The sequence below is a fragment of the Paroceanicella profunda genome (genome assembly GCF_005887635.2).
Taxonomy (GTDB): Bacteria; Pseudomonadota; Alphaproteobacteria; order Rhodobacterales; family Rhodobacteraceae; genus Paroceanicella; species Paroceanicella profunda.
The window spans coordinates 3,396,975-3,410,017 of the sequence record NZ_CP040818.1 but is presented as its reverse complement, the minus strand read 5'-3'; the positions used below and the strand labels follow the sequence as shown (position 1 = coordinate 3,410,017).

Sequence of the window (13,043 nt, the reverse complement as noted above, 5' to 3'; positions counted from 1 at the left end):
CACGGCAGAAGGGGCCGCCGCGGCTGCGGCGGCCCCTCGCGTTCTCGCGCCGGGCGATCAGACGAAGACGAAATCGTCCGAATAATCCAGCGACGCCATGTTCACGCCTTCAAGCACCACGCTGTCGCCGCCGGCGACGTAGGAGATGAGCGTGCCCGTGCCCGCCAGCACGCTGATCGTGAGATCGGCCAGCGTGATGCCGAGGGCGGAGAAGTCGAGCACGTCCTCGGTGCCGGTGCCGGCGGTGAAGTCGCCGTTCACGATCGTGTCGTCACCCCAGTTCGCGGTGAAGATGAAGGTGTCGCTGCCGCCGTTGCCTTCCAGGAGGTCGTCCCCGGTGCCGCCGTCCAGCTTGTCGTTGCCCCAGCCGCCGACGAGCGTGTCGTTGCCGTTGCCGCCGTAGAGCCGGTCCCACTGGCCGCCGCCGTCGATGTAGTCATCCCCGTTCGCGCCGTAGATGAGGTCGCCCTGGTTGCCGCCGTAGGCCATGTCGTTGCCGGCGCCGGAGTAGAGCGTGTCCACGCCGTCGCCGCCGAAGAGCAGGTCATCGCCGGAGTTGGTGCGGATCACGTCATTGCCGCCGCCGCCGCTGACGGAGTTCTCGTTGTAGCCGCCGTTGTCGTTCACGGTGATGATGTTGGCGCCGTTGGTGCCGATCACGTCCGCGCCGCCGCCGGTGGTGAGGTTCTCGAAGCTGGAGAAGTTCTTGTAGACGGAGGAGGCGTAGGTCATCTGCCCGGCGCTCATGTCGAAGAGCACCGAGTCGACATAGGTGAGATCGTTCACGTAGGTGTCGTTCCCCGCGCCGCCGTAGGCGTATTCGCCCGAGCTCGAGTCGCGGTCGATGACCGTGTCGTTGCCGCTCGAGGCGGAGACGTAGTCCACGCCGGTGCCCAGGTCGATCACATCGTCGCCGGTGCCGCCATAGACGGTCTCCGCGCCGGAGGTGCCCACGAAGCTGGAGCCGCCATGCGCCAGGGCGAAGCGCTCGAAGCCGGAGATGTAGTCGTTTCCGCCGTCGCCGGTGACGGTGTTGGCGCCGACATCGATGTGGACGGCGCCGACGGTGTTGGCATAGCTGAGATAGTCGTAGGCGCCGGCACCGCCGTAGAGCGTGTCGTTGCCGCTGGTCTCGTAGACGTAGTCGTAATCGCCGTCGCCGGCACTCACGTAGTCGTTTCCGATGCCGGAGTAGACCTGGTCGTTGCCGCCATAGGTGAGGATGGTGTTGCTGGAGGAGGGGCCGGTGTCGTTGATGATCACCCGGTTGGCATTGGCGTCGCCGTAGAAGTCCGCGCCGCCGCCCAGGGTGAAGTTCTCGATGCCGGTGAAGGTGTCGTAGGTGCTGCCGTTGTAGGTCATCGCGCCGTTGGCGATGCTGAACAGAACCGAGTCGACCCAGGTCTCGTCGCTCACCAGCGTGTCGGAGCCGGAGCCGCCGTCGTAATGGTCGAAGGCGGAGCCGCCGGTGTGGGTGTCGATGAACGTGTCGCCATCGGCACCGCCGTAGACGGTGTCGGCGCCCGCGCCGGCCGTGATCGTGTCATAGCCGGCGCCGCCGCGGATCACGTTGTTCTTCGAATCTCCGGTCAGCGTGTCGCTGTAGCCCGAGCCCTCGATGTTCTCGATCGTGCCGAGCACGTCGTTGCCGTCGGCGCCCGTGGCGGTTCCGGTTTCCAGGTTCACCGTGACGGCGCCCGTGGCCTGGGAGTAGTCCGCTTCGTCCACACCGCCGCCGCCGTAGAGGTAGTCGTTGCCGGCGTTGCCGCGCAACTCGTCGTCCTGCGTGCCGCCGTAGAGGTAGTCCACGTTGTCGCCGCCGCGCAGGTAGTCGTTGTCGGCGCCGCCGTAGAGCCTGTCCACATCGCCGGCCAGCGACCCGTTGCCGGAGATGTCGTCGGCGCCGTAGAGGAAGTCGCTGCCCTCGTCGCCATAGACATAGTCGGAGCCGCTGCCCCCGTAGCCGTAATCGTTGCCGTCGTCGCCGTCGACCTGGTCGTTGCCGCTGCCGCCGTAGAGGTAGTCGTTGCCGGTGCCCACGGTGGAATTCTTCATGCCGCCGTCGACACGGTCATTTCCGGCGTTGCCGCGCAGGGTGTTGTTCGCCGCGTTGCCGTAGATGGTGTCATCGCCCGAGCCGCCGTTGGCGTTCTCGATCAGCGAGCGGGTGTCGCCGTTGTACTGCAGGGCGTTGAAGATGCTGCCGCGGGCGTAGTTGCCGTCACCCAGGTAGGCGGTCTGGAAGTTGGCGTTCTTGTCGAGGTCGATCCAGTAGCCGGGGCGCAGGTCGATATCGAGGTCGGTGCTGTAGTTCGACAGGTCGTAGGTGTCCGTGCCGTTGCCGTCCCAGATGGTGCGGAAGATGATGTTGCCCAGCGGCGCGCCCTGGCCGACCCCGTTGATCGACATCTCTCCGGTGGTGGTGGAGAAGGTGTAGGTGGTGGAGGTGTTGTTGGTGGAGAAATTCGCCCCGTACATCTCCTGGATCGCGGCGATGTCATACATCATCAGGGACTGGGCGTAGCTGGTCGAGCCGTTGGAATAGCCGCCCACGAGGGGGTCACCCTGATAGGAGCGGTAGGTCATGATGGAGAATTCCATCGAGTCGTGCGCCGCGGTCATCGCGCCGGCGATGCCCCCGGTTTCCTGCCCGTGCTTGAGCCCGAGCGCGTGGCCCAGCTCATGCCCGATGGTGTGCCAGTCGTAGTCGCCCATGTCCGGGTCGTCGCCGGAGCCGTTGAACCACATGTCGCCGTTGTATTCGCTGCTGCCGGGGTAATAGGCATAGGCGGTCGAGGGATGACCGGAATTGGCGAAGCGCAGGGTGGCTTCCTGGTCCTCGTCCAGCGCGCCGGGCGCACCGTCGAGCTCGATGAAGCTCAGGCCCGAGACGGCGGCATACATTGCCAGCCAGGATTCGGCAGCAGCTTCCTGCTTGGCCGAAAAGCTGCTGAAGGAGCTGCTGTGGGAACTGTAGTTCGGATAGCCGGAGGAGTAATCCCCGGCGAACACGCTGGTGAAGCTGTAGCTCAGGCTGGCGTTGGACCAGCGCGCACCGGCGAGGAGACCATCCGTATCCTGGTCTCCGCTGCCTACAGTGAAGCTGGTATAGGGGGTCGCACCGTAGTCGATGACGCCATCGGGTTCGTGGGCCATTTCCATCTCTCCCATTACAAGAACAAGTTGCAACGCGGTGTGTATTGGCCGGATTTGGACTTATCTTTCGCGCCTGTTCCGGCAGTGTGGCGCTCGCCACGACCTGAAAATACGGCGCGGCGGGGCCGATCGTGAGCCGATACGCCCGCTTTGTGTGCCAGCGCACAGAGAGGGTTGCAGCCTGTCCGCAATGCCCGTCCTTCGTGCAGGCGGACAGGCCTGGCGTCGCACGGGGGCGGGCCGGGCGGCAGGGCATTGATTTCGTGAGGGGTTCAGTGGGGACGAAGGACGGCGACGCGTCCGCCGGCGCCGGCTCCGGAGCGCCTCGGGCGGGTGCCGGCGGATGGGAGAATTGCATGCATGGCGGTCGGGGAGTGGCCGCGAAGGCAGGCAGGCGGGCCTGCGCGGGGGGCTCCGGCGCGGCGTTGCGCCGGCTGCGCGGGGCAGGGTGAAGAATATCTGCAAACCTGTCAGATCCGCGCTTGACGCCCCCCCCGTCAGCACATAAAACCCCGCCACGCCCAAGGGCGTGCCTTCAGCAAGGCGAGCGGTTGTAGCTCAGTTGGTTAGAGTACCGGCCTGTCACGCCGGGGGTCGCGGGTTCGAGCCCCGTCAACCGCGCCACTGCTGAAAGGCACTCCCGGGCATGATGCGCGGTTGTAGCTCAGTTGGTTAGAGTACCGGCCTGTCACGCCGGGGGTCGCGGGTTCGAGCCCCGTCAACCGCGCCATCTTTCTTCTTTCATCAGTAATCGTTTGTCTGTCAAGCTGGCCGCGCCAGCCGCCGCCCTGCGGTCGTTTCGCGGACGCGCCTGTCCGAGTCGCGACTCGGAGGCGGCACCGGCAAGGGCGCGCTTCTCGCGCGCCTGACGACGATACGATCTGGCCTCGCAGAAAAAAACTTTTCGACTCATTGGGCTGCGGGATTTCCCGGATGTGTGCGAGTGTGAGAATTGTGCCAGAATGGGGCGTTTTCACCTTGTTAACACCGGATTGGCTAACAATCGCCGACGTTCGGCAAGGATACGCCGACAGACGCCGGGGCGACCGCGGTCCGGTTGACCTTGCACTGCGGTAAAGGTAAATCCGGGAACACCGAATGCCGGGTTCCTGGCCAGACTGCAAAGGAGCAGCGCGATGGACGAGCTTCTGAGGGAATATCTTCCCATTCTCATCTTTCTCGGTATTGCCATCGGACTGGGACTCGTCCTGATCCTCGCTGCTGTGGTGCTTGCCGTAAGACGGCCCGACGCCGAGAAGATTTCCGCCTACGAGTGCGGGTTCAACGCCTTTGACGATGCGCGCATGAAATTCGACGTGCGCTTCTACCTCGTCTCCATCCTCTTCATCATCTTCGACCTCGAGGTCGCCTTCCTGTTCCCCTGGGCCGTGGCCTTCAAGGACGTGGGCACCTTCGGCTTCTGGTCGATGATCGTGTTCCTGGGCGTGCTCACCGTGGGCTTCATCTACGAATGGAAGAAAGGGGCGCTCGAATGGGAATGACGCCAGCTCTCGCCACCACGGCAGGTCCGGACAAGGACGTGCAGGCGCGCCAGCTTTCCGACCAGCTCGCGGACAAGGGCTTCCTGCTCACCACGGCGGATGACCTGATCAACTGGGCCCGCACGGGCTCGCTGTTCTGGATGACCTTCGGCCTCGCCTGCTGCGCGGTGGAGATGATGCACACCTCCATGCCGCGCTACGACGCCGAGCGCTTCGGCTTCGCGCCGCGCGCCAGCCCGCGCCAGTCCGACGTGATGATCGTGGCCGGCACGCTCACCAACAAGATGGCCCCGGCGCTGCGCAAGGTCTACGACCAGATGCCGGAGCCGCGCTACGTGATCTCCATGGGCTCCTGTGCCAATGGCGGCGGCTACTACCATTATTCCTACTCGGTGGTGCGCGGCTGTGACCGCATCGTGCCGGTGGACATCTACGTGCCCGGCTGCCCCCCGACGGCGGAGGCGCTGCTCTACGGCATCCTGCAGCTGCAGCGGAAGATCCGCCGCACCGGCACCATTGCGCGCTGAGGAGGAGACATGAGCGACGCCCTTACCGAACTCGCCGCGCTCCTGGAGCTGCGCAAACCGGATGCCTTCGTCTCGGCGACCATCGCCTATGACGAGCTCACGGTGATCGTGGCGCGCACCCAGATCCCGGACCTGGTGAGCTTCCTGCGCGACGACCGGGCCTGCCGCTTCGGCACGCTCATCGACATCACGGCCGCCGACTATCCGGAGCGCGACCGGCGCTTCGAGGTGGTCTACCACTTCCTCTCCATGCATCAGAACCTGCGAATCCGCCTCAAGGTTCAGGTGCGCGAGGACGAGATCGTGCCGTCGATCACCCCGATCCACCCTTCGGCGAACTGGTTCGAGCGCGAGGTGTTCGACATGTTCGGCGTGCTGTTCTCCGGCCACCCGGACCTGCGGCGCATCCTCACCGACTACGGCTTCCGCGGCCATCCGCTGCGCAAGGATTTCCCCACCACGGGCTATGTCGAGACCCGTTACGACGAAAGCGCGAAGCGCGTCGTCTACGAGCCGGTCGAACTGGTGCAGGACTATCGCCTGTTCGATTTCATGAGCCCCTGGGAGGGCGCGCAGTACATCCTCCCCGGTGACGAGAAACAGGAGAAGGCGTAAGCCTTCCCGATGAGAGCGGAGCCCGTGCAGGACATTCAGGCGACAGTGCTATTCGGTATCGGCGCGCAGAAGGCGGGGACCACCTGGCTCCACGACTGGTTCGCGACCAATCCGGCCGTGCATGTCTCCCCGGTGAAGGAGGCGCATTACTTCGATGCCCTGCTGCATCCGGGGGAGCGCGGGCATGTCACCCTGCGCGCGCGTCAGCTCGAGGACATCGCCAAGCGCCTGCGCACGGCCGGTGGCCCGAAGCATTTCGCCAACCTGCACGGCCAGGCCGAGCGCATGGTGAAGCTGCTCTCCATCCATGCCGGGGACCCGGAGAGCGACAGCGCCTATCTCGACTGGCTGTTCGCCGACCATCGCGGCCAGCCGGTGGTGACCGACATCACGCCCTCCTACGCCACGCTGGACCGGGCGGGCTTCGCGCGCATGGCCGCGGTCGCGCCCCGGACGCGCTTTCTCTTCGTGCTGCGCGATCCGGTGGAGCGGCTCTGGTCGGCCATGCGGATGACCGGCGCGCGCGAGGCCGAGGCGCGGGGCACCGACTTCGCGTCGACCGTGCGGCGCTGGTATGACGCCGTGCTGGCAGGCGAGCAGCCCCGCCAGTCCGAGCGGTCGGACTACCTGCGCACCCTTACCGAGCTGGAGGCGGCAGTGCCCGCCGGGCACAGTCTCACCGTCTTCTTCGAGGATCTCTTCACGCCGGAGACCCTGGGCCGCATCACCGCGTTCCTCGGCCTGCCGGCGCATCCGGGCGGCGCGGTGGCACCGTCGAACGCCGGACGCCGGCTCGAGATCGACACGGAGCGTCGCGCCGCCGGCGTCGCGGCGCTGGCAGCCGATTACACCTTCATCGCGGAGCGTTTCGGCGACGCGCTTCCCGCGGCCTGGCGCCGTCAGATGGCGTATCTCCCCGCCCGGGCGGAGGTGTGATCATGATCCAGGCAGAGCAGCACGCATCGCGCCGCAACGCGTTTCTCCCCCACGGCCTCGTGGCGGGACAGTACAGGAAAGGGGTCGCATGATGGACGGTTCCCAGGACATCCTCACCGGCGAACAGCGGATCCGGAACTTCAACATCAACTTCGGGCCCCAGCACCCGGCCGCGCACGGCGTGCTGCGCATGGTGCTGGAGCTGGACGGCGAGATCGTGGAGCGCACGGACCCGCACATCGGCCTGCTGCACCGCGGCACCGAGAAGCTGATGGAAAGCCGCACCTACCTGCAGAACCTGCCGTATTTCGACAGGCTGGACTACGTGGCGCCGATGAACCAGGAACACGCCTGGTGCCTGGCGATCGAGAAGCTCACCGGCACGGTGATCTCGCGCCGCGCCTCGCTGATCCGGGTGCTCTACTGCGAGATCGGCCGCATCCTGAACCACCTGCTCAACGTCACCACCCAGGCCATGGACGTGGGCGCGCTCACCCCGCCGCTCTGGGGCTTCGAGGAGCGCGAGAAGCTGGTGATCTTCTACGAGCGGGCCTCCGGCGCCCGATTCCACGCCGCCTATTTCCGCCCCGGCGGCGTTCACCAGGACCTGCCGCCGAAGCTGATCGACGACATCTTCCAGTGGACCGAGGAATTCCCCCAGGTGCTGGACGACCTGGACGGGCTCATCACCGAGAACCGCATCTTCAAGCAGCGCAACGTGAACATCGCCATCATCTCGCAGCAGGAGGCGCTGGACTACGGCTATTCCGGCGTGATGGTGCGCGGCTCCGGCATGGCCTGGGACCTGCGGCGCGCGCAGCCCTACGAATGCTATGACGAGTTCGACTTCCGCATCCCCGTGGGGCGCAACGGTGACTGCTATGACCGCTACATCTGTCGCATGCAGGAGATGCGCGAGAGCGTGAAGATCATGCGCCAGGCCATTGAAAAGCTTGAGAAGACCAAGGGCGAAGACGTGATGGTGCGCGGCAAGATCGCCCCGCCGCCGCGCGGTGAGATGAAAACCTCGATGGAGGCGCTCATCCACCACTTCAAGCTCTACACCGAGGGTTTCCATGTGCCCGCGGGCGAGGTCTATGCCTGCGTCGAGGCGCCGAAGGGCGAATTCGGCGTCTATCTCGTGTCCGACGGTTCCAACAAGCCCTATCGCGCCAAGATCCGCGCACCCGGGTATGCGCATCTCGCCTCGATGGACCACATCTGCAAGGGCCACCAGCTGGCCGATGTTTCCGCCATCCTCGGCTCGCTCGACATCGTGTTCGGCGAGGTGGACCGCTGATGAGCCTTACGCAGTGGGCAGAAACGGGCAAGGTGATGGGGGCGGTGTTCGCCACCACGATCCTGTTCGCGCCGATCGGTCTCGCGGTGTTCGGCGGCATGCGTTACTTCGGGCACAGCAGTTCAGCCGCCGCGCTCGTCATCGGCATCGTGGCCTCGGTTGCCGCGGCCGTTGTCTCAATTCTCTGGAGGGCCTGATGCTCCGCCGTCTTCACCCCGAACAGCCCGAGAGCTTCGCTTTCACCGACGCCAACCTGGAATGGGCGAAGGGGCAGCTGCTGAAATACCCCGAGGGGCGTCAGGCGTCGGCCGTGATCCCGCTGCTCTGGCGCGCTCAGGAGCAGGAGGGCTGGGTGTCCCGGCCCGCCATCGAGTATGTGGCCGAGTTCCTCGGGATGGCCTATATCCGCGTTCTGGAAATCGCCACATTCTACTTCATGTTCCAGCTACAACCCGTTGGGAAGACGGCACATATCCAGGTGTGCGGCACCACGTCCTGCATGATTTGCGGCGCGGAGGACCTGATCTCGGTGTGCCGGGAGAAGATCGCGCCGCACGCCTTCGAGCTCAGCGGGGACGGCCGGTTCTCCTGGGAAGAGGTGGAGTGCCTCGGCGCTTGCGCGAACGCACCGATGGTTCAGATCGGCAAGGATTTCTATGAGGATCTCTCGCGTGAGAGCTTCATCGACATCCTCGAGACGCTCGCCCGCGGCGAAGTGCCCGTGCCCGGGTCGCGCATCGGTCGGTTCGCGGCAGAGCCCGCCGGCGGCGTGACCGCGCTCAAGCAGTTCGCCATTCCGCAGGACAAGCACAACGCCTCCGTGGACCGCGCACTCGTGCTCGCGGACACCATCGCCCGCATCACCGGGGACGAGACGCCCTATGCCTACCAGCCCGGCCCCGCCCGACAAGTGGAGGGCCCGGCCCATCAGGCCGAGGGGCCGGCGACGGACCCGGAGCCGCCGGTTCCAGAGCAGGGGGAGCGCCAGGCCGCCGAGGAGCTTCACGCGACGGAATCCAAGGGGCGCCCCGAGGGTACCGACCACGTGGCAGAGGCGGATGCCGGTGTCGCGCCCGCGCGTCTGGACGGCCCGCGGGACGGGCAGGCCGATTCCTTGCAGGCGATTTCCGGTCTCGGCCCCAAGGCCGAGAAGGCGCTGAACGCCATCGGCATCTACCATCTCGACCAGATCGCCGCCTGGACGCCGGAGAACCTGGTGTGGATCGACGCGCAGATCGGCTTCCTGAACGGGCGGCCCTTGCGCGAGAACTGGGTGGCCAAGGCGAAGGAGGCTCTCGGCCCGAAGGCCTGAGCCCGACTGACGGAACCGGGCCGCGGCATCCGCCGCGGTCCAACGCAGGAAAAGCGAACGGACATGCCGATGGCAGACCGCAACGAGACAGGGACGAACACCCGCGCAGCCGCCATCGTGATCGTGGCGACCATGCTGCTGTGGATGGGCGGCTCGATGCTTGGCGGTGAGATCGGTCTCCCCGTCCGCTATGCTTTTCTGCTGGATTTTGCGGCGCTTGGAGGCTTTGCCTGGGCGCTGATCGTGCTCTGCCGGGCCTGGCGCAAGGGCCGTGAGGAAGGGAAGTAATCATGCTTGCGGATCAGGATCGCATCTTCACCAACATCTACGGGATGCATGACCGTAGCCTCGCCGGTGCCCGCAAGCGCGGCCATTGGGACGGCACGGCGGAGCTTCTCGCGAAGGGCCGCGACTGGATTGTCAGCGAGGTGAAGACCTCGGGCCTGCGCGGCCGTGGCGGCGCGGGTTTCCCCACCGGCATGAAGTGGTCCTTCATGCCCAAGGAGAGCGACGGCCGCCCCTCCTATCTGGTGGTCAATGCCGACGAATCCGAGCCCGCGACCTGCAAGGATCGCGAGATCATGCGCCATGACCCGCACACGCTGGTGGAGGGCTGTCTCGTGGCCGGGTTCGGGATGGGGGCGATCGCCGCCTACATCTACATCCGCGGAGAGTTCATCCGGGAGCGCGAGGCGCTGCAGACCGCCATCGACGAGGCCTATGACGCCGGCCTGATCGGCAAGAACGCCTGCGGGTCCGGCTATGATTTCGACGTCTACCTGCACCACGGCGCCGGCGCCTACATCTGCGGTGAGGAAACCGCGCTGCTCGAGAGCCTCGAGGGCCGCAAGGGCATGCCGCGCATGAAGCCGCCGTTCCCGGCCAACACCGGGCTCTACGGCTGCCCGACCACGGTGAACAACGTGGAATCCATCGCCGTGGCGCCGACCATCCTGCGGCGCGGCGCCTCGTGGTTCTCCTCCTTCGGGCGGCCGAACAACGCCGGCGTGAAGCTCTTCGCCATGTCCGGCCACGTGAACACGCCCTGCGTGGTGGAAGAGAGCATGTCGATCTCGATGAAGGAGCTCATCGAGAAGCATGGCGGCGGCATCCGCGGCGGCTGGAAGAACCTGAAGGCGATCATCCCCGGCGGCGCATCCTGCCCGATCCTGCCGGCCGATCTCTGCGACACCGCGATCATGGATTACGACGGCATGCGCGAGCTGAAGTCCTCCTTCGGCACCGCCTGCATGATCGTGATGGACCAGAACACCGATGTCATCAAGGCGGTGTGGCGGCTGGCGAAATTCTTCAAGCACGAGAGCTGCGGCCAGTGCACCCCCTGCCGCGAGGGCACCGGCTGGATGATGCGCGTGATGGACCGGCTGGTCACCGGCGATGCCGAGCCGGAGGAGATCGACATGCTCCTCGACGTCACCAAGCAGGTGGAGGGCCACACGATCTGCGCCCTCGGCGATGCCGCGGCCTGGCCGATCCAGGGCCTGATCCGGCATTACCGCAACGAGATCGAGGACCGTATCAAGGCGAAGCGCACCGGCCGCGTCTCCGCCGTGGCGGCGGAGTGAGCGCATGGCCGGTGTGAAGGACAGGCGCATGGCAAGGCGCGAGAGAACAGCCCCGGCGCGAAACGGCGCCCGGAAGGAGGCAGTGGCATGAGCGATCTGCGAAAAATCATCATCGACGACATGGAGGTGGAGGTCGACCCGGCGCTCACCCTCCTGCAGGCCTGCGAGCAGGCGGGCGTCGAGATCCCGCGCTTCTGCTACCATGAGCGGCTGTCGATTGCCGGCAACTGCCGGATGTGCCTGGTGGAGGTCGTCGGCGGCCCGCCGAAGCCCGCCGCCTCCTGCGCCATGCAGGTGCGCGACCTGCGGCCCGGCCCCGAAGGCGCTCCGCCGGTGATCAAGACCAAGTCTCCCATGGTCAAGAAGGCCCGGGAGGGGGTGATGGAGTTCCTGCTCATCAACCACCCGCTGGACTGCCCGATCTGCGACCAGGGCGGCGAGTGCGACCTGCAGGACCAGGCCATGGCTTACGGCGTGGATTTCTCGCGCTTCCGCGAGGAAAAGCGCTCGGCCATCGACCTCGACCTCGGGCCGCTGGTCGAGACGCACATGACCCGCTGCATCTCCTGCACCCGCTGCGTGCGCTTCACCACCGAGGTGGCGGGCATCAGCCAGATGGGCCAGACCGGGCGCGGCGAGGACGCGGAGATCACCTCCTACCTCAACGAGACGCTGCATTCGGAGCTGCAGGGCAACATCATCGACCTGTGCCCGGTGGGCGCGCTGGTCTCCAAACCCTATGCCTTCACCGCGCGCCCCTGGGAGCTGAAGAAGACCGAGAGCATCGACGTGATGGACGCGCTCGGCTCCAACATCCGGGTGGACACTCGTGGCCGCGAGGTCATGCGCGTGCTGCCGCGCAACCATGACGGGGTGAACGAGGAGTGGATCGCCGACAAGACCCGCTTCATCTGGGACGGGCTGCGCCGCCAGCGGCTGGACCGGCCCTATCTGCGCGAGAACGGCAAGCTGCGGCCGGCATCCTGGGGCGAGGCGCTCGGCGCCGCGGCCGCCGCGATGAAGGGCCGCAAGGTGGCGGCGCTGGCCGGTGACCTCGCTCCGGTGGAGGCGATCTACGCGCTCGGTCAGCTGGTCGGCGGCCAGGGCGGCACGCTGGAGTGCCGGACCGATGGCGCCCGCCTGCCGATCGGCAATCGCGGCGCCTATGTCGGCACGGCGACGATCCAGGACATCGACAGCGCCGAGCTGATCCTGCTCATCGGCACCAACCCGCGCGCCGAGGCGCCGGTGCTCAACGCCCGCATCCGCAAGGCCTGGCTGAACGGCGCGGCGGTGGCGGTAATCGGCGAGGCGGTCGATCTCACCTATGATTACGAGCATATCGGCGCGGACCGCGCGGCCCTCTCCAGCGTGCTGGAGCGCGGTGCCAGCGAGGATGCCGCGTCGCGGTCCTCGCTGGTGATCGTGGGGCAGGGCGCGCTTTCGGGCTCCGACGGCGCGGCGGTTCTCGCCGCCGCCCAGCAGATCTGCGCCGACACCGGTTCCGGCCTGCTTGTGCTGCATTCCGCGGCCAGCCGCGTGGGCGCGATGGATGTCGGCTTCGCTACAGAGGGCGGCCTGTCCGCGGCCCTCGACGGTGCGGAGGTCATCTACAACCTTGGCGCGGACGAGATCGAGATTCCGGCCGGCGCCACGGTGATCTATCAGGGCAGCCACGGTGACCGCGGGGCGCATCGCGCCGACATCATCCTGCCCGGCGCGGCCTATACCGAGGAATCGGGGATCTTCGTGAACACCGAGGGCCGCCCGCAGATGGCGCATCGCGCCGGCTTCCCGCCGGGCGAGGCGAAGGAGAACTGGTCGATCCTGCGCGCGCTTTCCGGCGAACTGGGGGCGAAACTGCCCTTCGACAGCCTGGCGCAGCTGCGTGCCGCGCTGTTCGCGGCACATCCGCATCTCGCGGCCATCGACACGGTTCCGGTGAATCCGACCGTGGCGCTCACGGCCGGGACCTTCGCGCAGGGGAATTTCGTAACTCCGATCCGCGACCATTACCTCACAAATCCGATCGCCCGGGCCTCGTCGGTCATGGCCGAGCTTTCAAAACAGGCGGCGTCCCGCGTGCTGCCCGTGGCCGCGGAGTAAGAG

Annotated in this window: 11 protein-coding genes and 2 tRNA genes; 12 read left to right on the top strand and 1 reads right to left on the bottom strand. The window is 66.5% G+C overall.

Annotation, left to right across the window (positions count from 1 at the left end):
* Positions 1-57: 57 nt before the first annotated feature.
* Positions 58-3,156 carry a M10 family metallopeptidase gene (locus tag FDP22_RS15180; RefSeq protein WP_170317718.1) on the bottom strand — a complete coding sequence of 1,033 codons (3,099 nt, stop codon included), beginning with the start codon at positions 3,154-3,156 and terminating at the stop codon, positions 58-60.
* 547 nt (positions 3,157-3,703) lie between these two features.
* Here FDP22_RS15180 and FDP22_RS15175 point away from each other — a divergent pair.
* The 12 genes from FDP22_RS15175 to nuoG all read left to right on the top strand — a co-directional run bounded on the left by FDP22_RS15175 (position 3,704) and on the right by nuoG (position 13,040).
* Positions 3,704-3,780: transfer RNA gene (locus FDP22_RS15175), tRNA-Asp, on the top strand.
* A 29-nt stretch (positions 3,781-3,809) separates the two neighbouring features.
* Positions 3,810-3,886 (top strand) — tRNA-Asp (locus FDP22_RS15170).
* Between the two features lie 406 nt (positions 3,887-4,292).
* On the top strand, positions 4,293-4,658 hold the full coding sequence (locus tag FDP22_RS15165; protein ID WP_138574909.1) for an NADH-quinone oxidoreductase subunit A: 366 nt from the start codon (positions 4,293-4,295) through the stop codon (positions 4,656-4,658).
* A complete protein-coding gene (locus FDP22_RS15160) occupies positions 4,655-5,185 on the top strand; it encodes a NuoB/complex I 20 kDa subunit family protein (RefSeq protein ID WP_430225887.1) in 531 nt (176 codons plus the stop codon). The genes FDP22_RS15165 and FDP22_RS15160 overlap by 4 nt, the downstream gene beginning before the upstream one ends.
* 9 nt (positions 5,186-5,194) lie before the next feature.
* The gene (locus FDP22_RS15155) at positions 5,195-5,800 is read left to right on the top strand and encodes an NADH-quinone oxidoreductase subunit C (protein WP_138574905.1); all 606 of its coding nucleotides are present in this window, start codon (positions 5,195-5,197) and stop codon (positions 5,798-5,800) included.
* A 24-nt stretch (positions 5,801-5,824) separates the two neighbouring features.
* Positions 5,825-6,736, top strand: a complete 912-nt coding sequence (locus FDP22_RS15150) for a sulfotransferase family protein (RefSeq protein WP_170317717.1) — start codon at positions 5,825-5,827, stop codon at positions 6,734-6,736.
* Positions 6,737-6,824: 88 nt separating this feature from the next.
* A complete protein-coding gene (locus FDP22_RS15145; protein WP_170317716.1) occupies positions 6,825-8,036 on the top strand; it encodes an NADH-quinone oxidoreductase subunit D in 1,212 nt (403 codons plus the stop codon).
* The gene (locus tag FDP22_RS15140) at positions 8,036-8,233 is read left to right on the top strand and encodes a hypothetical protein (protein WP_138574901.1); all 198 of its coding nucleotides are present in this window, start codon (positions 8,036-8,038) and stop codon (positions 8,231-8,233) included. The genes FDP22_RS15145 and FDP22_RS15140 overlap by 1 nt, the downstream gene beginning before the upstream one ends.
* Entirely contained in the window at positions 8,233-9,348 is a 1,116-nt protein-coding gene (gene nuoE / locus FDP22_RS15135; protein WP_138574899.1) for an NADH-quinone oxidoreductase subunit NuoE, read from the top strand. Before FDP22_RS15140 ends, nuoE begins: the two co-directional genes overlap by 1 nt.
* A 69-nt stretch (positions 9,349-9,417) precedes the next feature.
* Positions 9,418-9,636, top strand: a complete 219-nt coding sequence (locus tag FDP22_RS15130) for a DUF5337 domain-containing protein (RefSeq protein WP_138575419.1) — start codon at positions 9,418-9,420, stop codon at positions 9,634-9,636.
* A gap of 2 nt (positions 9,637-9,638) precedes the next feature.
* Positions 9,639-10,934 (top strand): NADH-quinone oxidoreductase subunit NuoF, encoded by a 1,296-nt coding sequence (gene nuoF, locus FDP22_RS15125; RefSeq protein ID WP_138574897.1) that lies wholly within the window; start codon positions 9,639-9,641, stop codon positions 10,932-10,934.
* 87 nt (positions 10,935-11,021) lie between these two features.
* On the top strand, positions 11,022-13,040 hold the full coding sequence (gene nuoG, locus FDP22_RS15120) for an NADH-quinone oxidoreductase subunit NuoG (protein ID WP_138574895.1): 2,019 nt from the start codon (positions 11,022-11,024) through the stop codon (positions 13,038-13,040).
* Positions 13,041-13,043: the final 3 nt, after the last annotated feature.